The organism is Dyella sp. 01N448 (assembly GCF_056399225.1).
Genome location: NZ_JBFTQX010000018.1, coordinates 1 through 22,597, shown reverse-complemented (window position 1 = coordinate 22,597; position 22,597 = coordinate 1). Strand labels below are relative to the sequence as shown.

Sequence of the window (22,597 nt, the reverse complement as noted above, 5' to 3'; positions counted from 1 at the left end):
ACGCCCGCCGCGTAGGCGGCACGCTGGCGGAGAGGCAACAACCGGAGACCGACGAAACTGGATTCCGGCCTGCGCCGGAATGACGACTAGGAAAGGACGCGCCGACCGGTCAATCAATCCCCCCGCGGCCGATCATCCGTCTTCACAATCCTCAACTTGGCAGCCTCCACCCCAGGCACCGCCCGAATCGCCCGCAACAACTCCGGAATAGCATCCACCCGCCATTCCTCGCCCAATTCCAGGTCCGCCTGCGCCGTAGCGTTGTGATACCCGTAAAGAATCACGCTAGCGCGCCCACCCCGGTACCCAGCCAACGTCCGCCGCAGGTCCTCGATAAAACCCGGATTGACCCCGTTCAGTTTTAAACGCAACAGGCGCGCATAGCGGCGGCAGCCGTCGCCGAGGGTGTAGGCGCTGCGGGCGCGCAAGRCGAAGCCGCCGCCAGAGAAATCGTCGATGCGCAGGCCGCCTTCCACCACCAGCATTTCGTCGCGCGTCAGCAACGGCGCCACCTGCTGGTAGAGCTCGCCAAAGAAGCTCACCTCGATGATCCCGGTGCCGTCTTCCAGCCGTACGAAGGCATCGCTATCGCCGCGCTTGCGGATGGCCGTGACCATGCCGGCCACGGTCCACGGAGTATCCGGGCCCCGACGGAAACGGTTGTTGTCGCCGTCGTCGTTCTTGCGCGGCTTGGGCGGCTGGTAGCGATCGCCGATCTCGCCCAGGGGGCAGGTGGACAGCTGCGCCAGCTCGTCCTTCCACGGATCGGTGGGATGACCGGAAAGATAATGGCCGAGCGTGTCGCGTTCGCCCTGCAGCAGTTGTTCCAGCGGCCATTCGGGCACGGTGGGCAGATCGACCTGCACGACCGGTGCGACGCTGCCCATCATGGCGCCGAACATATCGTTCTGGCCGCTCTGTCGATCGCGCAGATGCTGCTCGGCCACCTTCATCGCGTTCGGCAGCTGCGCCATCAGGCTGGCGCGATTCTCGGCGAGTGCATCGAGCGAGCCGGAAAGAATCAGCGCTTCGAGCACGCGACGATTGAGCTTGGTCGAATCCACGCGACGGCAGAAGTCGGGCAGGTCCTTGTACGGGCCGTTGCGCTTGCGTTCGTCCGCGATCGCTTCGCACGCGCCCTGGCCAACGCCCTTGATCGCGCCCAGGCCGTAGCGAATCGTTCGCGCGCCCTGGCGCCCCGTCGACGATGAGCCGTCTGCTTCCACCGCCACGAACATGAATTCGGACGCGTTGACGTCCGGCGGCAGCACCTTCAGGCCGATCGCCTTGGACTCGTCGATGAAGGTGACGGCCTTGTCGGTGTTGTCCATGTCCGACGAAATCGTCGCGGCCATGAACTCAGCCGGGTAGTGCGCCTTCAGCCACGCTGTCTGATACGAAACGAGCGCGTACGCCGCGGCATGCGACTTGTTGAAGCCGTAGCCGGCGAACTTTTCCATCAAGTCGAAGATGGCGTCGGCCTTGTCGCCGGTCAGCCCGTCCTTGGCCGCACCCTCGCGGAACTTGGCGCGCTCCTTCGCCATTTCCTCCAGTTTCTTCTTGCCCATCGCGCGGCGCAGCAGGTCGGCGCCGCCGAGCGAATAACCGCCCACGATCTGCGCCATCTGCATCACCTGCTCCTGATAGACCATGATGCCGTAGGTCTCTTTCAGGATCGGCTCGACGCGCGGGTCGGGATAGATCACATCCTCGCGGCCATGCTTGCGCGCCACGAAGCTGGGGATCAGATCCATCGGGCCGGGGCGATACAAGGCCACCAGCGCGATGATGTCTTCGAAGCGGTCGGGCTTGGCGTCCTTGAGCATGCGCTGCATGCCGGAGGATTCGAGCTGGAACACAGCCACCGTCTGCGCTTTTTTCAGCAGATCGTAGGTGGGCGCATCGGTGAGCGGCAGCGCGGCGATATCCAGCGGTGCTTCGCCGCAAGTCTCGCGACGCAGATTGATCGCCTTCACCGCCCAATCGATGATGGTCAGCGTGCGCAGGCCGAGGAAGTCGAACTTCACCAGGCCGACCGCTTCCACGTCGTCCTTGTCGTACTGCGTCACCACACCCGCGCCGCCCGGTTCGCAGTACAGCGGTGCGAATTCGGTGAGTGGCTTGGGACCGATCACCACGCCGCCGGCGTGCTTGCCGACGTTGCGGGTGAGGCTTTCCAGGCTCAGTGCCAGGTCGATCAGCGTGCGCGCTTCTTCGTCCTGCTCGTAGAGTTCGCAGAACTCCTTGACGATGCGATCAGGTTCTTTCTTGGCTTTTTCCGAACGTCCGAGCGCGCACTGCAAGGTGAGATCGAGCGGACGCGCGGGAATCAATTTGGCGATGCGGTCGACCGCGTTGTAACCCATGCCGAGCACGCGGCCGGAGTCGCGCAGCACGGCCTTCGCCGCCATCGAACCGTAAGTGATGATCTGGCTGACGTGGTCGCGGCCGTATTTGCGCGCGACGTAGTCGATCACCTCATCGCGGCGATCCATGCAGAAGTCGATGTCGAAGTCGGGCATCGACACGCGTTCGGGATTGAGGAATCGCTCGAACAGCAGGTCGAACTGGATCGGATCCAGGTCGGTGATCTTGAGCACCCACGCCACCAGCGAACCCGCGCCCGAACCGCGGCCCGGTCCCACGGGAATGCCGTTCTGCTTACCCCAGTTGATGAAGTCCGCCACGATGAGGAAGTAGCCGGGGAAGCCCATCTTGATGATGACGTCCAGCTCGCGTTCCAGTCGCGTTTCGTATTCCTCGCGCGTGCGGCCCGGCGCGACGCCGGCGAATTCGAGTCGCTCGCGCAGACCCTCGCGCGAGATTTCGCGGATATAGCTGGCCAGGTCGTGGCCTTCCGGCACCGGGAAATCAGGCAGGTAGTACGTGCCGAAATCCAGTTCCAGCGAGCAGCGCTTGGCCAGCTCGATAGTGTTTTCCAGTGCCTCGGGAAGGTCGGCGAACAGCGCCTCCATTTCTTCCGGCGACTTCAGATACTGCTGGTTGCTGTAGTCGCGCGGACGCTTGGGATCGGCCAGCACGCGACCCTGGTTGATGCAGACGCGCGCTTCGTGCGATTCGAAGTTGTCCGCCTTGAGGAAGCGCACGTCGTTGCTGGCGATCACCGGCAGGTCGAGCTCGCTGGCCAGGGCCAGGGCGGCGGCGTTCCAGTTTTCCTCGCCGTCGCGACCGGTACGGGTCAGCTCGAGATACAGGCGATCGGCCATTTGCTGGGCGAACGGTCGCAGGCGCGCGGCCGCGTTGGTCACGCCCTGATTCACAGCGATGCGTCCGGCTTCGCTTTCTCGGCCGAGCAGGGCGATCAAGCCACGCGTCGCATCCTCAGTCAGCCAGCTGGCGTCCACCAGCGCACGACCGCTGTGCTGGCCGTCGCGCCACGCGCGCGACACCAGACGGGACAGGTTGAGATAACCCTCGCGGTCCTGGCAGACGACCGTCAGACGCCAGGGGCGCGGATCGTCCGGCGCGCTCACCCACAGGTCGCAGCCACCGATCGGCTTGATGCCGGCGGCGCTGCAGGCCTTGTAGAACTTCACCAGCGCGAACATGTTGCTGTCGTCGGTCAGCGCGACGGCCGGGATACCCAGACGCACACAGGCTTCGACCAGTCCCTTGATGCGGACAGTCGAGTCGACCAGCGAGTATTCGCTGTGCAGGTGGAGGTGAGCGAAGCGAACGGACATGGCGCACGCGCGAGATGGATGTTCAGCCTAACGGTGCGGCAGGGGAGGGGCAAGATTGACATTGCCGCCCCTACGACTTTTCCCCATGGGATCAGGAAGAAGCCGGGCCTGCGACCGCTGCCTTCGTCGCGTCCGGCGCGGGTTGGGCGAGCAATTCGTCCACTTGCGCCATGATGGTGTCCAACAAGTCTTCGCCGTAGCCGGTGTAGATGTGGGCAATACGACCGTCGCGCCCGATCATGACCATGAAGGGCAGGCCGTTGATGGCGTACGGCTTGCCGATGCGGTTGTCGGGGGCATCGTAGGTCAGGACCACGTCGAGGTTCTGCCAGCGGCGGCGCAAGTCCTTGAACTTGTCGTACTCGTCGGCGTGATTGACGCCGATCACCTTGAGCTCGTCGGCGCCCTTGAGCTTTTGCAGCACGGCCAGCACGGGCAGCTCTTTGCGGCAGTAGGCGCACCAGGAGGCCCAGAAGGAAACGATCACGACTTTGCCGCGCATGCCCGACACAAGGACGTCGTGCCCGTCGCGATCGTGGCCGAGATAGTCGGGCGGGATATCGCCGGGTCCGGGTCGGGCCTGGACCAGGGTCGCAACGGCAAGCGCCAGCACGGCCAGCGTCGTTCGGATCGAGTGTCGCATCGCATCTCCCCCTGGATGGGCGAAGCATAGCCGAGGCCCGGGCCGGAGCCATGGCGCCGCGCAGCCGGACCTATGGCGGTTGCAGGGAGTGGCCGGGACTGGCATGGTCGAACGCTTTATCCATCTGCACGGCGGCCTGGTGCTCGCCGGGGAAACACTGATGTCACTGATCCGATCGCTGTTCACCGCCAAACCCATCGAGGCATCGCTGACCGCCAGCGACAACCTGCGGCGTACGCTGGGCCTCAAGGATCTGATCGTGTTGGGCGTGGGTGCGGTGATCGGCGCAGGCATCTTCGTGATCACCGGGCAGGCAGCGGCTGAGCATGCCGGTCCGGCCTTGACCCTTTCGTTTGTACTGGCGGGACTCGCCGCCGCACTGGCCGCGCTGAGCTACGCGGAGTTCGCCGCCATGCTGCCGGTCTCCGGCAGTGCCTATGTCTATGCGTACGCCACCTTCGGCGAATTGCTGGCCTGGTTCATCGGCTGGAACGTGGTGGCCGAATACCTGCTGGCGGTGTCGTCGGTGGCGGTGGGCTGGTCTGGTTACGGCGTGGGCCTGCTGCACAGCATGGGCATCGATGTCCCCAGCGTGCTGGCCAATGCGCCACTGGCTTTTCACGACGGTCACTTCGTGGTGACCGGTGCCTGGATCAACCTGCCGGCGCTGCTGGTGGTATCCGCCATCACGGCCTTGCTCTACACGGGAACGCGGCAATCGACCTTGTTCGCCAGTGTGGTGGTGGTGGTCAAGGTCCTGGTGGTGATCCTGTTCGTGGTGTTTGGCCTGCAATACATCGACACCTCGCTGTGGCACCCCTATGTGCCGGCCAACCAGGGCGGCGACCATTACGGCTGGAGCGGCGTGTTCCGCGCGGCGACCAGCGTGTTCTACGCGTACATCGGCTTCGACGCGGTGGCGACGGCGGCGCAAGAGACGCGCAATCCGCAGCAGAACGTGCCCGCCGGCATCCTGATCTCGCTGGCCGTGTGCACGGTGCTCTACATCATCGTGGCGGCGGTGCTGACGGGACTGGTACCGTTTGCCCAGCTCGCCACCGCCGAGCCGGTGGCGACGGCGCTGGCGGCACATCCACAGCTGGCCTGGCTCAAGCTGCTCACGCAGGTTGGCGCGGTGGCCGGCCTGACCTCGGTGATCCTGGTGATGCACCTGGGCCTGGCGCGCATTCTCTACAGCATGGCCGGCGATGGTTTGTTGCCGCGCATGTTCAGCGCCGTGCACGAGCGCTTCCAGACGCCGCATCGCACGACCGTGCTGGTCGGCCTGGTCGGCGGCGTGCTGGCGGCGGTGTTCCCGCTGAGCCTGCTCGGCGACCTGCTCTCGATGGGTACGCTGCTGGCCTTTGCCACGGTATGCGTCGGCGTGCTGGTCCTGCGTCGCACGCGTCCTGACTTGCCGCGCGGTTTCCGCGTGCCTGCCGCCGCGGTGGTATGCCCGCTGGGCGTGGCGGTCTGCCTGTTCCTGCTCGCGCAGATGAATGCCGGCAACTGGATGCTGCTGGCCGGCTGGACGGCGCTCGGCATGCTGATCTATGTCGGCTACGGCTATCGCCATAGCTTGCTGCGGGCGCGCGACTGATTTCCCATTCCAAGGCGACGATGGCGCTCCATCGTCGCCTACCTTGACGGCATCACCAGATGTGAAAGCGTTCGCTGGCGTCGTAACGGTCGAGGTAGTGCTCCAGTCCGTCCACCCTCAGCGGATGGCGGTCGTAGTCGACGTGACGGTATTCGGCCTCGGCGATCGCATTCATCTCTTCAAGCGTGAGTTGCGAGTGGGGCGTGAGGTTGGGGCTGATGTCAGGCTCGTTGGGGCGGCGGGTGGTGCTCATGACACAACTCCTGCGGTCGAATGCGCGCTTGGAGCTTGAGTGCCATGCGGCTGGGGAGACCGCATGGGCCTGCATCCCTGCATACAGGAGACACCGCACCGCGTGGAACGTTCAGCGGGTGAGGGAGCAGGCGGTGGCTTTGGCTTCCTTATCCATTCGGATGCAGCGGCGGCGAAAAAGGTTGCCTCGCCATGACTGTCGCGTGCGGGCCGCTGCTCCATGTTTCGAGCCTAGCGTAGCGCTATTGCGAGCCGATGACGTGGGTCAATGGACATGCATGTACAGCCGCTATTTGGCCTCATCGATGCATCGCCAGACGCGACTCACAAGGAGTGAGTTGGACGTCCATTCCCCTTTGGATCGTTCTAGAACAGCACGCCCTGATCCACCAGGATCTTTACCGGCGCGAAGCTGCGTCGATGATGCGGGCACGGTCCCAGCCGCTGCAGCGCGGCCAGATGGGCCGGCGTACCGTAACCCTTGTGCTCGGCGAAGCCATAGCCGGGATGCTGGCGATCGAGTTCCACCATCCAGCGGTCGCGGGTGACCTTGGCGAGGATGGATGCTGCACTGATGGCAGGCTCCAGCGCGTCGCCGCCGATGATGGCGCGTCCTGCGCAGGGCAGGTCGCGCGGTAGTGCATTGCCGTCGATCCAGGCTTCGTGAGCGCTCGGCGTAAGCCCCGCCAGCGCGCGGCTCATGCCCGTCATGGTGGCCTGGAAGATGTTGATGCGGTCGATCTCGTCGGACATCACCATCACGATGCTATAGCTCAGCGCGCGCTCGACGATTTTCTCGTACAGCGCTTCGCGTTTGGCATGCGTGAGTTTCTTGGAATCGTCCAGGCCGCGGATGCGGGGCCTGGAGGGATCCAGGATCACCGCCGCCACCGCCACCGGACCTGCCAGCGGTCCGCGGCCGGCTTCGTCGACACCGGCGATAAAGCGCACGACGGCATCGGCGTCTGGCGCTACACGACGTGTCCTGGCCTTTGCTTCAGGCACGATGCGCCTCGATCAGCTCGGCGACCGCGTCGGCCGCCAGGTCGCCGGCATGGCCTTGCAGATCGCCGCGCAGGGCAAGATGCAACTGCTCGAACGCGGCGACAATGGCGCCACGACGCTCGCTGTCCTGGAACAGCGCCAGCGTGGCGTCGGCCAGCTTGTCAGCGGTGAAATCGTCCTGCATCAATTCGGGCACCAGTATCACGTCCTCGCCCATGCCATTGGCGCGAGCCAGGATATTGGGCAGCGAATAGACGTCCGTCTTGAGCATGTTCAGTGCGCGCGCAATGCGGTAGCTCACCGGCGAGACCCGGTAACCCACCACCATCGGACGCTTGGCCAGCATCGCCTCCAGCGTGGCCGTGCCGGAGGCGAGCATCACCACGTCGGCGGCGAGCATCGCTTCGTGCGCATGGCCGTCGATCAGCTGCGGCGCGCTTTCGTCGTCGGCATGGCCGATGATTTGCTTCAGGCTGGCATGCACGCGTTCGTTCGCGGCCGGCACGATGATGCGCAGGCCCGGCATCTGCGCGGCGACCTTGCGCGCCGCTTCGATGAAGGCGCTGCCAAGTTGTTTGATTTCGGAACCGCGGCTGCCCGGTAGCACGGCCAGCACAGGAACGCTGAGCGGAATACCGAGAAAATCGCGGGCGCCTATGCGATCGGAGACCAGCGCGAAACGGTCCGCCAGGGGATGGCCGACGAAGCGCGCATCGACGCCGTGACGTGCATAGATCGCCGGTTCCATCGGGAACAGGCATAGCACGCGATTCGCGCTGCGTCCGATTTTTTCCGTGCGCTTTTCGCGCCATGCCCAGACCGAAGGGCTGACGTAGTGCACGGTGCGGATGGCGGCTTCGCGCAGGCGCTTTTCCACGCCGAGGTTGAAGTCGGGCGCATCGATGCCGACCACTACATCCGGTCGTGCAGCGATGATGCGCGCCACCAGTTCCTTGCGCAGCTTCAGCAGCCGGGGCAGATGCGAGATGACCTCGGCGAAGCCAAACAGCGAGAGCTCCTTGATGTCGTACCAGGAGTCGAAGCCGGTGGCCTGCATGCGCGCGCCACCGATGCCGACGAAGCGCGCCTCCGGGTAGCGGCGGCGCAGCGCGGCGACCAGGTCGGCGCCCAGCTGATCGCCGGAGTCTTCGCCGGCGATGATGGCGATGGTGGGAGCGCGTCGGGTCACCTGGTTTTCAAGCATGTCGCGACACCCTCAAAGCCAGAGCCCGTACCCGATGGGTTGATATGAGCGAAGCTCATATCAACGTGCCAGCGAGCGCTCGCTGCGATCAAGGAACTCGAGCATGGCGCGCACGTCATCGCTGTCGTTGGCCTGCGTGCTCAGCTGCTCGCGCGCGTCGGCCAGCGTCAGGCCGGCCATGTACAGCGTGCGGTAGGCGCGCTTGATGGCGGAGATGCGCGTGGTGTCGAAACCGCGACGCTTGAGGCCTTCGCTGTTGATGCCGCGCGGACGTCCACGTTGTTCGTTGGCCATCATCACGAATGGCGGCACGTCCGAGCCCAGCAGGCAGCCCATGCCGATGAACGCGTGCGCGCCGATCTTGCAGAACTGGTGGGCGCCGGAGAAGCCGGCCATCACCACCCAGTCGCCCACTTCCACGTGGCCGGCGAGGGCGGAGTAGTTGGAGAACACCGTGTTGTTGCCGATCTGGCAATCGTGGGCGATGTGGACGTAGGCAAGAATCCAGTTGTCATTGCCGATGCGCGTGGCGCCGCCGCCGTCGCTGGTGCCGCGGTTGATGGTGACGAACTCGCGGATCAGGTTGCGATCGCCGATGATCAGCTCGGTCGGCTCGCCCTTGAACTTCTTGTCCTGCGGCGCGCCACCCAGGGAGGCGAACTGGCTGATCTGATTCTCGCGTCCGATGCGCGTGGGACCTTCGATCACCACGTGCGGACCGATCACCGTGCCTTCGCCGACATGCACGTCAGCGCCGATCACGCTGTACGCGCCGATGCTCACGTCATTGCCAATGACGGCGGAAGGATCGATCTGCGCGGTGGCATGGATCATTTGTCGGACCTCGCGGCGCACATCAGTTCGCAGCTCGCCACTTCCTTGCCGTTGACGATGGTGCGTGCCTCGAACAGGCCCATGCTGCGCAGCAGGCGCTTGAGTTCGACCTCAAGGCGCAGCTGATCGCCCGGTACCACCGGCGCGTTGAAGCGCGCGTTGTCCACCTTGGCCAGGTAGAACAGCGGACTGCCCGTGGTGCCCTTGAGGCGGCTGGAGATCTGCGTGAGCAGGCCGGCAGCCTGGGCCATGGCTTCCACGATGAGCACGCCCGGCATCACCGGGTGGCCCGGGAAATGGCCCTGGAAGAACGGCTCGTTGATCGTCACGTTCTTGATCGCCACGGCGCTCTTGTCAGGCACCAGCTCGATCACGCGGTCGACCAGCAGGAACGGATAGCGGTGCGGCAGCAGCTGCTGGATTTGTTCCACGTTCACGGGAAGGTGGAAGGGCACGGTCAGGTCACTCATTGTTGCTGTCCTTCTCCAGCGCCGAAAGGCGGCGCACGTATTCATCGAGATGCTTGAATCGGGCTGCGTTGCGCCGCCATTGGCGGTTTTCCTGCAGTGGGACGCCCGAGGAGTATTCACCGGGCTCGCGTATGGAGTGCGTGACCAGGCTCTTGGCGGTAATGGTAACCCGGTCGGCGACTTCCAGATGGCCAAGCACGCCCGCATTGCCGCCGATCATGCAGTAACGGCCGATCTTGGCGCTGCCGGCCACGGCGGCGCAGCCTGCCAAAGCCGTGTGCGCGCCAATGTAAACGTTGTGGGCGATCTGGATCTGGTTGTCCAGGCGCACGTCTTCCTCGAGCACGGTGTCGTCCAGCGCACCGCGGTCGATGGTGGTGTTGGCGCCGATTTCGCAGTCGTCGCCGATGCGCACGCCGCCCAGTTGCGGCAGCTTGATCCAGTGGTCGCGGTCGAAGGCGAGGCCGAAGCCGTCCGAACCGATCACCGCGCCCGGATGGACCAGCACGCGCTTGCCCAGGGTGACGCGGATCACCAGGGTCACGCGGGCGACCAGGCGACATTGGGCGCCTACGGTGCACTCGGGGCCGACGATGCAATGCGGGCCGAGTATCGCCCCGTCTTCCACCACGGCGCCGTCCTCGATCACGCAGCCCGGACCGATGCTGGCGGTCGGCGCCACGCGAGCGGTGGGCGCGACCACGGCCGTGGGATGGATGCCCTGCGGCGAGGCGGGCAGGCGTTCGAACAGGGCGGCGATCTTGGCGTAGGCCACATAGGGATCACGCGCCACCAGGGCGATCACCGGGCTGTCGGCCACGTTCTCTTCGCGCATCACCACCACGCCGGCGCGGGTAGCCGTCAGTTGCGAGGCGTATTTGCTGTTGGAGAGGAAGCTCAGCTGGCTCGGGCCGGCGCCGGCAAGGGTGCCCACGCCGTCGATGACGCGGGAGCCGTCGCCGTGACACACCAGGCCAAAACGCTCGGCCAGCTCGGATACGGTGGTTTGAAAAACGCTCATGTCAGCTCCCTGCAATCGGGCCATTGTAGGGCTCCCCGCCGGGGGCATCAAAAGTGCCCGGCGCGACGCAGTCGTCGCATCAGCGATGGTGGCCACAAAAAAGAAGGCGCGGCATGGCCGCGCCTTCTGCTGTTTCAACCTTGAGCCGGTCAGCCGATCAGAACTGGCTGCCGAAGGTGAACTGGATGCGCTCCTCGTAGTGACCGTCATCCGCCTGGGTGCGCAGCGGCACGGCGAAGTTGATGATCAGCGGGCCGATCGGCGCCTGCCAGTGCAGCGAGAGACCCGTGGAGACGCGCAGCGTCTTGGCCGTGAAGCTCTGGTAATCCTGGTAGGCGTTGCCGACGTCCACGAACCACGACACGCGGGCCGTGTTGATGTCCTTGAGGAACGGCAGCGGCAGGTACAGCTCGGCCGTGCCCAGCACCTTGAACGCGCCACCCAGCGGCTGTGCGTAGCTGTACACACTGCCTTGGCAGGTGCCGTTCGGCAGCGGGGTGATCGGCACCTGCTTGCCCGTGGCCGGATCGGTCACGGTGCCCACGCAGACGCGCGGACCCAGCGTGTTGTCCTGGAAGCCACGAACGTCGCGCACACCGCCGGAGTAGAAGTTCTCCCAGAACGGGAAGGTGATCTTCTCGCCGGCCGTGTAGGTGGTGCCGCCATCGTTGTCGAAGGTCTGGCCGTAGGTCTTGCCGTAACCGACCTGGCCGTCCACGTAGAGCACGAAGCCCTTGCCGATCGGCCAGTAATGGTTCGCCTCACCCATGATCTTGTAGTACTGCACGGTGGAGCCGGGCAGTGCGATATCGGTCGACAGCGAGATCAAGCCGCCGCGGGTCGGCGCCCAGTAACCGTTGCGTGTGTCGTGGTTCCAGCCCAGCGTGGCATCCCAGGTGTGGATGGTCTGGTGGCCCAGCGCGTTCTGGTAGTCGATCAGCACCTGCGGCGAGTAGTTGGCCGTCTGCGTGACGGTGTTGCCGTTCTCGTCGACGGTCAGGTACTGGTAGCTGAGGTTGATCTTGTTGCTACTGAGGCCCAGACCCGCGCGGATGTTGTCCGTTTCGGAAATCGGGAAGCTCAGGAAGCTGGAGAACGACTTCATCGAACTTTCGTAGTTCACGAAGTCGCTGTTGGTATCGCCGTAGTTGCTCTTGGTGTAACCGGCGTTGTAACCGATACCCACGCCGCTATCGGTGAGGTACGGGTTGAAGTAGCTGGCGTTGATGCTGGTGGAGTAGTCGCTGCGCGATGCGCCCACGGTGAAGCTGTCACCGGTGCCCATGAAGTTGTTCTGCGACACCGACGCGGACAGGATGATGCCCGAGTACTGCGAATAGCCCACGCCGAACATCAGGCTGCCGGCGGACTGTTCTTCCACCTTCACGGTCAGGTCGACCTGGTCTTCGGTGCCCGGCACCAGCGCCTTGTCGATGTTGACCGTCTTGAAATAGCCCAGGCGCTGCAGGCGGATCTTGGAGCGGTCGATCGCCGGCTGCGAGAACCAGCTGCCTTCCAGCTGGCGCATTTCGCGGCGCATCACGTCGTCTTCCGTGCGGGTGTTGCCCTGGAAGATCACGCGGCGCACGTACACGCGCTTGCCCGGCTCGATGTAGAGCGTGAGGTCGACGGTACGCTTGTCCTTGTCCAGCTTCGGCACCGGCGTCACCTTGGCGAACGCATAACCGATGCTGGCCAGGATGGTCTTGATCGCGTTGGTGCTCGCTTCGATCGCCTTGCGATTGAAGGTGTCGCCCTTGTGCACATACACCAGCTGATGCAGCGAGTCCTCGGGGAGGACCAGCTCACCAAGCAGATGCACGTCGGAGATGGTGTAGATATCGCCTTCCTTGACGCTGGCGGCGATGTACATCGAGCGCTTGTCCGGCGCGATCGTCACCTGCGTGGAGTCGACGCCGAAGTCGGCGTAGCCGCGGTCCATGTAGTAGGACTGCAGCTTTTCCAGGTCGCCGGAAAGCTTTTCGCGCGAGTACTGGTCGTCCTTCGAATACCACGACAGCATGTTGGACGTGCTCGACTCGAATCCCTTGCGGATTTCCTTGTCGGTGAACGCCTTGTTGCCGACGATGTTGATTTCCTTGATCTTCGCGACCTTGCCTTCGCGAATTTCAATGTCGACGGCCACGCGGTTGCGATCGAGGTTAGTCACGTGCGGATCGACCGACACGTTGTACTTGCCGCGGTTGTAGTACTGGCGAACCAGTTCCTGCTGCACGCGATCGAGCGACAGGCGGTCGAAGGTCTCGCCTTCGGACAGGCCGATTTCCTTCAGGCCCTTGCGCAGATCCTCTTCTTTGATGTCCTTGTTGCCGCGCAGGGTGAGCTTGGCGATCGAGGGACGCTCGACCACCTTGATGACCATGATGTCGCCTTCGCGATCGATTTCGACATCGCTGAAGAACTTGGTCTGATAAAGCGCACGGATGGCGCGCTGGGCGCCATCGTTGGTCAGGCGGTCGCCACGGTTGACCGGCAGGTAGTTGAGTACCGTACCGGCTGAAATGCGGCTGAGGCCATCGATGCGGATATCGGAAACGACGAAGGGCTCGAAAGCGAGGACATTGGCGGACAGTGAGGCAAGCAGGATCAGGGCGGCGATACGCTTCATCGTCGATTCCGTTGGTTTATTCCGATAGGACGGCTTTTTAGGGCCGCCCCGATCAATACGTGAAGCCAGGACAAGCCCAGCCTTGAAAGGGTGCTTGCATCTTCCCCAGATGCACCGGGTAAACCACCGCCATGTTTCCGTAGCAAGCGCGTGATCGCGCACGCTGCAGATACGGCTGTCCGTCGGACGTCGCGCGACTTTCGGCAAAGCCGGTGCGCGTCACGAGGGCAGGAAGCGATGGATGTCGTTGTAGAAAGCCAATCCCATTAACGTGAACAACATGACCAGGCCGACATACTGACCTGCCATCATCGCACGTTCGCTGACGGGACTGCCTTTGACCAACTCAATAAGGTAATACAGCAGCCAACCACCGTCCAAGACCGGTATCGGCATCAGGTTGAGGATCGCAAGACTTAGCGACACCATGGCCAGGAAGCTGAAGAACCAGCCGATCCCCATGCTCGCCGAGGCGTTGGCCACCTGGGCGATGCCGATGACGCCGGAAAGGTTCTTGGTGGATGCCTGTCCGGTCAGCATCTTGCCGATCATGTTGAAGGTGGAGGCGGCGCTGTTCCAAGTGGTTTCCAGCGACGCACCGACGGCCTTCAGCGGGCCATAGCGAAGTACGGCCGGTTCGCGCTGGGCGAACTGCACGCCGATCACCCAGTTGGTCGGCTGACCTTCCAGCGACTCCATGCGGGCCGTGACGGACAGCGGAATGGTCTTGCCGTTGCGCTCCACCACGATGGCCAGGGTCGGCGACTTGGCCGCCTGCTCCGGCACCAGTCGCTGGAATTGCTCGTAGCTGTCCACGGCGGTGCCGTTGAGACTGATGACGCGGTCGCCGCCCTGCATGCCGCCCACCGAGGCAGGCTTGCCCGGAAGCACGATGCCAACGAGAGCTGGCGAAGGGGCCAGCTTGAGGCCGAGCTGGTCCAGGTATTGCCCGATGTCCTGACCGGCCGGCAGCTGGTTCAGCGGCAACGTGAGGTTGCGCGTGCTGCCGTCCGTGCCGCGAACTTCCATGGGCAGCGGATCGCGGCCGAGCATGGCGTTGGCGACGACATCCATGGAGTCGCTCCAGGTGGCCACCACGTGGCCACCCACACTCAGGATGCGGTCACCGGTGCGCACACCGGCGTCGGCGGCCATGCTCTTGGGCGCAGCGTCGACGACCGGCGCAACGTCCGGCTTGCCCACCAGGAACATCAGCCAGAACGCAAACAGGGTGAAGATCAGATTGAAGGCGGGGCCGGCGGCGACAATCGCAATGCGCTGCCATACCGGCTTGGCGGTGAATTCCTGGCCGGCGAGGGCGGGATCGACCTCGCCTTCGCGGGCGTCCAGCATCTTCACGTAGCCGCCCAGGGGGATCATGGCAACCTGGTACTCGGTGCCGTCCTTGCCGATGCGCTTCCAGATCGCCTTGCCGAAGCCCACGGAAAAACGCAGCACCTTGACGCCGCAACGCCGTGCTACCCAGTAGTGTCCAAATTCGTGAAAGGTCACCAGCACGCCTAGCGTGACGAGTAACCAAAACACTGAGCCAAATACACTATTCATCGGTGAGAGCTTATCAGGCTTGTCAGCAAGCGTTGCGAAGGATGCGGCGGGCGGCCTCGCGGGCCGTGCGGTCGCGTTCATTCAGGGTCTGGACATCGACCACAGCTTGCGGCGGCAGTTCCGTAAGCACGCTCTCAACGAGATCGGCGATACCCAGGAAGGGCAGCCCGCCGGCCAGGAAAGCCTCGACGGCAACCTCGTTGGCGGCGTTGAGAATGGCCGTGGCATCGCCGCCCGCCCGCAGCGCCTGGAAGGCCAGCGCAAGGCAGCGGAACGTGGCCAGATCAGGCTGCTGGAACGTCAGCGGAGCGCAGGCGGCCAGGTCCAGCGGCGCCACACCCGCTTCGATGCGCGCCGGCCACGCCAGCGCATGGGCGATCGCCGTACGCATGTCCGGATTGCCCAGTTGGGCCAGCACCGAACCGTCGACGTATTCGACCATCGAATGCACCAGGCTCTGCGGGTGCACCAGCACGTCGATCACGTCCGGGGCGGCGCCAAACAAATGGTGCGCCTCGATGACTTCCAGGCCCTTGTTCATCAGGGTGGCCGAATCCACCGAAATCTTGCGTCCCATCACCCAGTTGGGGTGCTTGCAGGCCTGCTCCGGGGTGACCCCTGCAAGTTCGGCGCGCGTACGGCCACGGAACGGGCCGCCGGAGGCAGTCAAGATGAGACGGCGCACGCCGCTGGCGGCCAGGTTGGGACGGCCGCCCGGCAGGCACTGGAAGATCGCGTTGTGTTCCGAATCGACCGGAATCAACTCGCCGCCGCCGACCGCCAACGCGTCCAGCAGCAGCGCGCCGGCCATCACGATGGATTCCTTGTTGGCCAGCAGCAGGCGCTTGCCGGTACGTGCGGCGGCGAGCGTGGAGTCCAGTCCGGCGGCGCCGACGATGGCCGCCACCACGGTGTCGCACAGGTCGCCCGAGACAGCCTGGGTAACAGCGTCATGGCCGCTGGCAACGTCACAGCGCACGCCAGCCGCGGTTAGGCGGCGAACCAGCTCGGCTTCGAGCGACGGATCGGCAATGACGGCAAGTTCAGGACGGAAACGGACGCACAGCTCGGCCAGCGCAGCGACATTGCTGTGCGCCGCAAGCACGGTGGCGCGAAAACGGTCGGGATGGCGGGCAATCACATCCAGCGTGCTGCCACCGATCGAGCCGGTCGCACCCAGTACCGCCACCTTGCGCAAGCTATGACTCATAGACCCAGCAGAAGCATGCCGGCAGCGAACACCGGCATCGCGGCGAACACGCTGTCCAGGCGATCAAGCAGGCCGCCATGACCGGGGAACAGGTTACCCGAATCCTTCACGGCGGCATGGCGCTTCATCAGGCTCTCGAAAAGGTCGCCCACGATCGAGACCACTACGACGAACACCGACAGCACCAACAGGCCAATGAGCTTGCCGCCACTGACGCCGAGCAGCGAACCACCCACGCCGGCGACGATGGCGCCAGCCACGAAGGCGCCGTAGACACCCGCCCAGGTCTTGCCGGGGCTGATGGTGGGAGCGAGCTTGCGACGGCCGAACTGGCGGCCGCTGAAATACGCGCCGATATCGGCAGCCCACACGATCAACAGCGCGAGCATGGTCCACCAGTTGCCGCGGTCTGCCGCGCCATGAATGGTCACGGCGGCGATCCACGCCGGCACGATGGTCAGCAGGCCGGCGCCCAGCTTGATCAGCATATTTTCGCGCGTGGGCGCGGCACCGAAGGCGAAGTGGCGCAGCCATTGGCCGACCACGATCCACCAGCTCACGCCGATGCCGATCAGCACCGGCCAGGTGATGCCGGCGCGCACGTACCAGCACAGCGCGAAGATCGCGGCGGTGAGCACCAGCAGGGCGGCGCGTGCGGCGTTTTCCTTCAGGCCCGACAGCCGGGTCCATTCCCACATCGCGGCAAGAAAGGCGAGAGCGACGATCGCCGCAAACAGGCCCGTCGGCGCCAGCAGGATCAGGGCGATCACCAGCGGGGCGAGCAGCAGTGCGGTCAAGGTGCGCTGGAGCAGCATGAATGTCCTTACGCCTGTTTGGCGACTTGGTCGCCGGTCTTGCCGAATCGGCGTTCGCGGCGTGCGTAATCGTCGATGGCGCTCTTCAAGCAAGCCTCGTCGAAATCGGGCCACAGGGTATCGGTAAAGTGCAGCTCCGCGTAGGCAAGCTGCCACAAAAGAAAGTTGCTGACGCGGCACTCGCCGCCGGTTCGGATAAACAGATCCAGCGGTGGCAGTTCGGCCAGGCACATGCCCTGGCCAAGCGTGGTTTCGTTGATGTCCTCGGCGCGCAGCTCGCCGCGTGCCACCGCTTCGGCGGCCTTGCGCGCTGCCTGCACGATGTCCCAGCGACCGCCGTAGCTCACGGCAATATTCAGATGCAGCGCCTCGTTGCCGGCGGTGCGCGCCATCGCGACCAGCATGCGCTGGCGCAGGCCAGCTTCGAAACTGTCCAGGTCACCTACGAAGCGAATGCGCACGCCGTTGCCGTGCAGTTCGTCCACTTCCTTGTCCAGCGCGCGCACGAACAATTCCATCAGCGCGCCGACTTCATCCTGCGGGCGCTGCCAGTTCTCGCTGGAAAACGCGAACAGCGTGAGCACCTTGACGCCCTGGCGCAGACAGCTTTCGACCACGTTGCGCACGGCCTTGCGGCCGGCGTTGTGGCCGAACGTGCGCGGTCGGTGGCGCAGCTTCGCCCAGCGACCGTTGCCATCCATCACGATGGCAACGTGGCGCGGTGTCCGCGCGGGATCGGCGCTGGTCATGGGCAGGCGCTCAGAGCGATGGCGCTTAGAGCGCCATCAGCTCCTCTTCCTTGTTCTTGACGACACCGTCGACGTCTTTGACGAAGCGGTCGGTCAGCTTCTGGATTTCGTCCTCGGCCTTGCGCTCGTCGTCTTCCGTGATCAGCTTTTCCTTGAGCAGATCCTTGACCTGCTGCATGGCGTCGCGACGCACGTTGCGGATGGCGATCTTGGCGTCCTCGCCTTCATGCGCCACGTGCTTGGCCAGCTCGCGGCGGCGCTCTTCGGTGAGCGGCGGCATGTTGAGGCGGATGGTGAGGCCCGAGGTGTTCGGCGTGATGCCGACGTCCGAGGCCATGATGGCTTTTTCGATCGGGCCGACCAGGGTCTTTTCGAACGGAGTGATGATGATGGAGCGCGAATCGCCCAGCGCCACCGTGGCCACCTGGTTCAGCGGCATGTCCGAGCCGTAGTACGGCACCTTGATGCCGTCGACCAGGGCGGTGCTCGCGCGACCCGTGCGCAGGCGCATCAGGTTGTGCTTGAGCGAGTCGATGCTCTTGCCCATGCGGGTCTGGGCATCGTTCTTGATGTCGTTAAGCATGGGAAACCCCTCAAACCGTGCAAGCCCGCGAGTATAGCAGGGGCCCATGAGGGCGGGGCGGGGGAGTGGGTCGTGGCGACGGCTCGGGGTGAGGGATGGTTGCCAGGGATGTGGGGTGAGCAGCGTCCGCGCGACTCACCCCCAGCTGCTCACTCAATTCCTCAGTCGTCTGACACCAGCGTGCCGATCGCCTCGCCCTGCATGATGCGCATGAGGTTGCCGGGCACCGTCATGTCGTAGATGCGCAGCGGCATGCCGTGGTCGCGGCACAGCGCGATGGCGGCGGTATCCATCACGGCCAGCTTGCCCTCGATCACCTGGTCGTAGGTGAGCGTGTCGTAGCGCGTGGCGTCCTTGTGTCGAGCCGGATCGGCGGTGTAGACGCCATCCACCTTGGTGGCCTTCAGCAGCAGGTCCGCGCCCACTTCCACGGCGCGCAGCGCGGCGGCCGAGTCGGTGGTGAAGAACGGATTGCCAGTGCCGGCCGCGAACAAGACGATGCGGCCCTTTTCGATATGGCGGATCGCGCGGCGGCGGATGAAGTCTTCGGATACGTCGTGGATCTGGATCGCACTCATCACGCGGGCAAAGCCGCCGCGACGCTCGATGGCGTCCTGCATGGCCAGTGCGTTCATCACGGTGGCCAGCATGCCCATGTGGTCGCCGGTGACGCGGTCCATGCCGGCGGCTGCCAGGCCCGCGCCGCGGAAGATGTTGCCACCACCGATGACTACGCCGATCTGGATGCCTGCCCTTTGGACTTCGATGATTTCGTCGGCGAGGCGGCCGATCACTTTCGGGTCGATGCCGTAGTCGGCCTCGCCCATGAGGGCTTCACCGGAGAGTTTGAGCAGGATGCGGCGGTAATTAAGCGGTGCGCTCATGGGGTCTCCGGATTGTGTGGGCAAAACGCGCGTATTGTAACGGCAGTGACGCGAACGGGTAAGGGTTGCGTGCCGTGACGGGGGAAGAAAAGCCGGCTGCACCGTGGGGGSGGGGGAGGGGCGCCGCACGCTTGGCGCGGCGGCAGGCTTTCATAAAAAAAGAAGCCGCGGTTGCCCGCGGCTTCTTCGAGGCTTCCTGCAATGGGAGGCCTTAGACCTGCATCGCCTTGGCCACTTCGGCCAGATAGTCTTCCTGCACCTTCTCGATGCCTTCGCCGACGGCCAGGCGGACCACGGCCACGACGTCAGCGCCTTCCTTCTTCAGGACATCGCCGACGGTGACATTGGTGTCCAGCACGTAGGGCTGGCCGACCAGGGTCACTTCCGACACGATCTTGTTGATCTTGCCGGAGATGATCTTCTCCAGGATGTCGGCCGGCTTGGCCTTGTCCTTGTCGGTCATCTGGCTCAGCGCGATGTCCTTTTCCTTCGCGATGAACTCGGCCGGGACGTGCTCCGGCTTGATGTGCGGCGGGTTCATGGCAGCCACGTGCATGGCGATGCCCTTGGCCAGCTCTTCCGAGCCGCCCTTGAGCGCCACGATCACGCCGATCTTGCCGCCGTGCGAATAGGTGGCCAGCGGGCCATCGTTCGCGACGTGGGCGATGCGGCGCACTTCGATCTTCTCGCCGATGGTGGCGGTCTGGGACTTGGCGGCAGCTTCGACGCTGTCGGCGCCCGGGAAGGCGGCAGCCTTGGCGGCGTCGATGTCGGCAGCGCCCGAGGCCAGCACGGCTTCGGCCACTTCGTTGGTGAACTGCACGAAATTCGGCGCCTTGGCGACGAAATCGGTTTCGCTGTTCACTTCGACCAGCACGGCGTTGCCGTTGCCCTGGGCGGTCGCGATGCGACCTTCGGCGGCGACGCGGTCAGCCTTCTTGTCGGCCTTGGCCAGGCCGGTCTTGCGCAGGTATTCCACAGCGGCGTCGATGTCGCCGTTGTTCTCGACCAGCGCCTTTTTGCAATCCATCATGCCGGCGCCGGAGCGCTCGCGCAGTTCGCTAACCAGTTTTGCGGAAATGGCGGTCATCTGGGTTCCTCAAAAGCTTTGATGCGCCCCGACCCTTGCGGGCCGGGGCAGGGAAGGCTTACTCGCCGTCCGACGACGGCTCGTCGGCGCGACCGCGGCCACCACGGCCACCGTCACGACGCGGCGCGCCAGCGCCCTTCTTGGCCGGACCACGGTTGTTGCGGTCGTCACGGCGCGGGGCAGCCTTGCGCTCGTCCTTGGCCACCGGGTTGCCTTCTTCGTCCAGCTCAACGAACTCGTTGGCGTCGCCCTGGGCGGCAGCCGGCGCAGCGGCCTTGCCTTCCAGGATCGAGTCGGCAGCGGCACGGGCGTACAGCTGGATGGCGCGGATGGCGTCGTCGTTACCCGGGATGGCGTAATCGACCAGTTCCGGGTTGTAGTTGGTGTCGACCACGGCGATCACCGGGATGCCAAGCTTCTTGGCTTCCTGCACGGCGATGTCTTCGTGACCGATGTCGATGATGAACAGCGCGTCGGGCAGACGGTTCATGTCCTTGATGCCGCCCAGCGAATTCTGCAGCTTGTCGCGCTCGCGGCGGCGAGCCAGCACTTCGTGCTTGACCAGCTTCTCGAAGCTGCCGTCGGTTTCAGCGGCTTCCAGTTCCTTCAGGCGGGCAACCGACTGCTTCACGGTGCGGAAGTTGGTCAGCATGCCGCCGAGCCAGCGGGCGGTCACGAACGGCATACCGGCGCGCGCGGCTTCTTCAGCCAACGGCTCACGGGCCGAACGCTTGGTGCCGACGAACAGGACGGTGCCACGCTTCTGGGCGATGGCCGACAGGAAATTCATCGCGTCGGTGAAGAGCGGGAGCGTCTTCTCGAGGTTGATGATGTGGATCTTGCCGCGGGCGCCAAAGATGTACGGAGCCATCTTCGGGTTCCAGTAACGGGTCTGGTGACCGAAATGCACGCCAGCTTCGAGCATTTGGCGCATGGTGACTTGAGCCATGGTGTAACTCCAATTTGTTGGGCCGGCCCTGCGAGAGGGGGAATGGCCCGGGGGTTGGGACCTCCACGCATCCCCGACTTCGACCCCGGCAGCCCGTTATGATTGGGTAGGCTGACCAAGGCACCCCGAAGACGGTGCCGATGCGTGTGTGGCGTTTAAGTGTCCGATCAAGGACTTGTGGGGGTTGCACCGCAAGGCGGTTACAATCTCCCTCGCTCTGCGACGACCGTCTGGACCCATGGAAAGGGACGCGTCGGGTCAGCAAAACTTCGAAATTGTAGCCGGTGCGCCGGCGATGCGGCAAGTCGCTGGATTTTCAGCAGGTTTGCCGCCATGTGAGTAGAACTATGGCAGTCACCCTTAAAACCCCCGAAGACATCCAGGCCATGCGCGAGGCCGGCAAGCTGGCCGCCGAAGTGCTTGCCATGCTCAAGGAGCATGTAAAGCCCGGCGTGACCACCGAAGACCTCGATCGGCTGGCCTACGAGCACATCGTCAATGTGCAGAAGGCGATCCCGGCCAACGTGGGCTACAACGGCTTTCCCAAGACGTTGTGCACCTCGGTCAACCATGTGATCTGCCACGGCATTCCGACGCCGGGCAAAGTCCTCAAGGACGGCGACATTATCAATCTCGATGTCACCGTCATCAAGGACGGCTGGCACGGCGATACCAGCCGCATGTATTTCGTCGGCACCCCGTCGGTGCTGGCCAAGCGCCTGGTGGACACCACTTATGAAGCGATGATGCACGGCATCCAGGCGGTGCGCCCGGGCGCGACGCTGGGCGACATCGGCGCGGCGATCCAGAAGCACGCGGAAGCGGCCGGTTTCTCGGTGGTGCGCGAGTACTGCGGGCACGGCATCGGCAAGGTCTATCACGATGAGCCGCAGATCCTGCATTACGGGCGTCCGAGCACGGGCCTGGAGCTGAAGAAGGGCATGACCTTCACGGTCGAACCGATGATCAACGCGGGCAAGCCGCAGACCAAGCAGTTGCCGGATGGCTGGACGGTGGTGACCAAGGATCACTCGTTGTCGGCGCAGTGGGAGCACACGATTGCGGTGACGGATGATGGGTTTGAGATTTTGACGCCTTGGCCGGATGCGGCTTGATTCCGCGTCGGTATTTTTAAGGTGTGAGGAAAGGTCGCTACGGCGGCCTTTCTTTTTCAGCTCGTCATCCTGGCGCAGGCCGGGATCCAGTACCGATGCGACACGGTTGTCGCCTTATCGCCAGCGTGCCGCCTACGCGGCGGGCGTTTCGATCGGCTGCCGCCGACCGAGTCACTTTTCTTTTGCTGGCCCAAAAGATCCCACGGGACTAGCTTCGCGTCGAAAGTAACCCAAAGAAAATGGCCTGATAACGCCCGCAGCATCGTGTTGGGAT

The 22,597-nt window shown here is 64.3% G+C and carries 20 protein-coding genes; 2 read left to right on the top strand and 18 right to left on the bottom strand.

Translation table 11 applies throughout. The annotated features are described in order from the left end of the window. Nucleotides 1-113: 113 nt before the first annotated feature. Together dnaE and AC1DKY_RS19420 are read right to left on the bottom strand one after the other, a co-directional pair. Complete coding sequence (dnaE, locus tag AC1DKY_RS19425) at nt 114-3,704, bottom strand: DNA polymerase III subunit alpha (RefSeq protein WP_477180032.1); 3,591 nt, start codon at nt 3,702-3,704, stop codon at nt 114-116. A 91-nt stretch (nt 3,705-3,795) separates the two neighbouring features. Further along, entirely contained in the window at nt 3,796-4,317 is a 522-nt protein-coding gene (locus tag AC1DKY_RS19420; protein WP_441605257.1) for a TlpA family protein disulfide reductase, read from the bottom strand. Between the two features lie 190 nt (nt 4,318-4,507). Between AC1DKY_RS19420 and AC1DKY_RS19415 the strand changes: the two genes are divergently transcribed. After that, the gene (locus AC1DKY_RS19415) at nt 4,508-5,947 is read left to right on the top strand and encodes an amino acid permease (RefSeq protein WP_441605284.1); all 1,440 of its coding nucleotides are present in this window, start codon (nt 4,508-4,510) and stop codon (nt 5,945-5,947) included. Between the two features lie 52 nt (nt 5,948-5,999). Here AC1DKY_RS19415 and AC1DKY_RS19410 read toward each other — a convergent pair whose 3' ends face one another. The 15 genes from AC1DKY_RS19410 to rpsB form a co-directional block, all read right to left on the bottom strand. Further along, nucleotides 6,000-6,200 carry a hypothetical protein gene (locus AC1DKY_RS19410; RefSeq protein ID WP_441605256.1) on the bottom strand — a complete coding sequence of 67 codons (201 nt, stop codon included), beginning with the start codon at nt 6,198-6,200 and terminating at the stop codon, nt 6,000-6,002. Between the two features lie 365 nt (nt 6,201-6,565). Next, nucleotides 6,566-7,204, bottom strand: coding sequence for a ribonuclease HII (locus tag AC1DKY_RS19405; RefSeq protein WP_441605255.1), 639 nt, complete (start codon nt 7,202-7,204; stop codon nt 6,566-6,568). After that, nucleotides 7,197-8,408 carry a lipid-A-disaccharide synthase gene (gene lpxB, locus AC1DKY_RS19400; protein ID WP_441605254.1) on the bottom strand — a complete coding sequence of 404 codons (1,212 nt, stop codon included), beginning with the start codon at nt 8,406-8,408 and terminating at the stop codon, nt 7,197-7,199. The genes AC1DKY_RS19405 and lpxB overlap by 8 nt, the downstream gene beginning before the upstream one ends. A 60-nt stretch (nt 8,409-8,468) precedes the next feature. Then, nucleotides 8,469-9,242 (bottom strand): acyl-ACP--UDP-N-acetylglucosamine O-acyltransferase, encoded by a 774-nt coding sequence (lpxA, locus tag AC1DKY_RS19395; RefSeq protein ID WP_441605253.1) that lies wholly within the window; start codon nt 9,240-9,242, stop codon nt 8,469-8,471. Beyond that, nucleotides 9,239-9,712 carry a 3-hydroxyacyl-ACP dehydratase FabZ gene (gene fabZ, locus AC1DKY_RS19390; protein WP_046972869.1) on the bottom strand — a complete coding sequence of 158 codons (474 nt, stop codon included), beginning with the start codon at nt 9,710-9,712 and terminating at the stop codon, nt 9,239-9,241. The genes lpxA and fabZ overlap by 4 nt, the downstream gene beginning before the upstream one ends. Beyond that, entirely contained in the window at nt 9,705-10,733 is a 1,029-nt protein-coding gene (gene lpxD, locus AC1DKY_RS19385) for a UDP-3-O-(3-hydroxymyristoyl)glucosamine N-acyltransferase (RefSeq protein WP_441605252.1), read from the bottom strand. Before lpxD ends, fabZ begins: the two co-directional genes overlap by 8 nt. A gap of 157 nt (nt 10,734-10,890) precedes the next feature. After that, nucleotides 10,891-13,362, bottom strand: coding sequence for an outer membrane protein assembly factor BamA (bamA, locus tag AC1DKY_RS19380; RefSeq protein ID WP_441605251.1), 2,472 nt, complete (start codon nt 13,360-13,362; stop codon nt 10,891-10,893). Between the two features lie 219 nt (nt 13,363-13,581). After that, nucleotides 13,582-14,928: an RIP metalloprotease RseP gene (gene rseP, locus AC1DKY_RS19375; protein ID WP_441605250.1), complete on the bottom strand. Its 1,347-nt coding sequence runs from the start codon at nt 14,926-14,928 to the stop codon at nt 13,582-13,584. A gap of 22 nt (nt 14,929-14,950) precedes the next feature. Beyond that, nucleotides 14,951-16,138: a 1-deoxy-D-xylulose-5-phosphate reductoisomerase gene (locus AC1DKY_RS19370; protein WP_441605249.1), complete on the bottom strand. Its 1,188-nt coding sequence runs from the start codon at nt 16,136-16,138 to the stop codon at nt 14,951-14,953. Beyond that, nucleotides 16,135-16,953: a phosphatidate cytidylyltransferase gene (locus tag AC1DKY_RS19365; protein WP_441605248.1), complete on the bottom strand. Its 819-nt coding sequence runs from the start codon at nt 16,951-16,953 to the stop codon at nt 16,135-16,137. Before AC1DKY_RS19365 ends, AC1DKY_RS19370 begins: the two co-directional genes overlap by 4 nt. 8 nt (nt 16,954-16,961) lie before the next feature. Further along, entirely contained in the window at nt 16,962-17,702 is a 741-nt protein-coding gene (gene uppS, locus AC1DKY_RS19360; protein WP_441605247.1) for a polyprenyl diphosphate synthase, read from the bottom strand. A 25-nt stretch (nt 17,703-17,727) separates the two neighbouring features. After that, entirely contained in the window at nt 17,728-18,285 is a 558-nt protein-coding gene (gene frr / locus AC1DKY_RS19355; protein WP_441605246.1) for a ribosome recycling factor, read from the bottom strand. 161 nt (nt 18,286-18,446) lie between these two features. Beyond that, nucleotides 18,447-19,169 carry a UMP kinase gene (gene pyrH, locus AC1DKY_RS19350; protein ID WP_441605245.1) on the bottom strand — a complete coding sequence of 241 codons (723 nt, stop codon included), beginning with the start codon at nt 19,167-19,169 and terminating at the stop codon, nt 18,447-18,449. Between the two features lie 211 nt (nt 19,170-19,380). Further along, a complete protein-coding gene (gene tsf, locus AC1DKY_RS19345) occupies nt 19,381-20,259 on the bottom strand; it encodes a translation elongation factor Ts (protein WP_441605244.1) in 879 nt (292 codons plus the stop codon). Between the two features lie 58 nt (nt 20,260-20,317). Continuing rightward, nucleotides 20,318-21,208, bottom strand: a complete 891-nt coding sequence (rpsB, locus tag AC1DKY_RS19340) for a 30S ribosomal protein S2 (protein ID WP_441605243.1) — start codon at nt 21,206-21,208, stop codon at nt 20,318-20,320. A 347-nt stretch (nt 21,209-21,555) separates the two neighbouring features. On the opposite strand from rpsB, the gene map reads away from it, so the two are divergent. After that, on the top strand, nt 21,556-22,323 hold the full coding sequence (gene map / locus AC1DKY_RS19335; RefSeq protein ID WP_046973047.1) for a type I methionyl aminopeptidase: 768 nt from the start codon (nt 21,556-21,558) through the stop codon (nt 22,321-22,323). Between the two features lie 56 nt (nt 22,324-22,379). On the opposite strand, the gene AC1DKY_RS19330 is transcribed toward map, so the two are convergent. Beyond that, nucleotides 22,380-22,597, bottom strand: a 218-nt coding sequence (locus AC1DKY_RS19330; RefSeq protein WP_441605242.1) for a hypothetical protein, incomplete at its 5' end; no start/stop codon positions are given.

What these genes read in the sequence shown, in the direction of transcription:
- AC1DKY_RS19415 (WP_441605284.1), top strand. Translation starts at nt 4,508, where the DNA reads ATGTCACTGATCCGATCGCTGTTCACCGCCAAACCCATCGAGGCATCG.
- AC1DKY_RS19410 (WP_441605256.1), bottom strand. Translation starts at nt 6,200, where the DNA reads ATGAGCACCACCCGCCGCCCCAACGAGCCTGACATCAGCCCCAACCTC.
- lpxB (WP_441605254.1), bottom strand. Translation starts at nt 8,408, where the DNA reads ATGCTTGAAAACCAGGTGACCCGACGCGCTCCCACCATCGCCATCATC.
- lpxA (WP_441605253.1), bottom strand. Translation starts at nt 9,242, where the DNA reads ATGATCCATGCCACCGCGCAGATCGATCCTTCCGCCGTCATTGGCAAT.
- fabZ (WP_046972869.1), bottom strand. Translation starts at nt 9,712, where the DNA reads ATGAGTGACCTGACCGTGCCCTTCCACCTTCCCGTGAACGTGGAACAA.
- lpxD (WP_441605252.1), bottom strand. Translation starts at nt 10,733, where the DNA reads ATGAGCGTTTTTCAAACCACCGTATCCGAGCTGGCCGAGCGTTTTGGC.
- bamA (WP_441605251.1), bottom strand. Translation starts at nt 13,362, where the DNA reads ATGAAGCGTATCGCCGCCCTGATCCTGCTTGCCTCACTGTCCGCCAAT.
- rseP (WP_441605250.1), bottom strand. Translation starts at nt 14,928, where the DNA reads ATGAATAGTGTATTTGGCTCAGTGTTTTGGTTACTCGTCACGCTAGGC.
- AC1DKY_RS19370 (WP_441605249.1), bottom strand. Translation starts at nt 16,138, where the DNA reads ATGAGTCATAGCTTGCGCAAGGTGGCGGTACTGGGTGCGACCGGCTCG.
- AC1DKY_RS19365 (WP_441605248.1), bottom strand. Translation starts at nt 16,953, where the DNA reads ATGCTGCTCCAGCGCACCTTGACCGCACTGCTGCTCGCCCCGCTGGTG.
- uppS (WP_441605247.1), bottom strand. Translation starts at nt 17,702, where the DNA reads ATGACCAGCGCCGATCCCGCGCGGACACCGCGCCACGTTGCCATCGTG.
- frr (WP_441605246.1), bottom strand. Translation starts at nt 18,285, where the DNA reads ATGCTTAACGACATCAAGAACGATGCCCAGACCCGCATGGGCAAGAGC.
- pyrH (WP_441605245.1), bottom strand. Translation starts at nt 19,169, where the DNA reads ATGAGCGCACCGCTTAATTACCGCCGCATCCTGCTCAAACTCTCCGGT.
- tsf (WP_441605244.1), bottom strand. Translation starts at nt 20,259, where the DNA reads ATGACCGCCATTTCCGCAAAACTGGTTAGCGAACTGCGCGAGCGCTCC.
- rpsB (WP_441605243.1), bottom strand. Translation starts at nt 21,208, where the DNA reads ATGGCTCAAGTCACCATGCGCCAAATGCTCGAAGCTGGCGTGCATTTC.
- map (WP_046973047.1), top strand. Translation starts at nt 21,556, where the DNA reads ATGGCAGTCACCCTTAAAACCCCCGAAGACATCCAGGCCATGCGCGAG.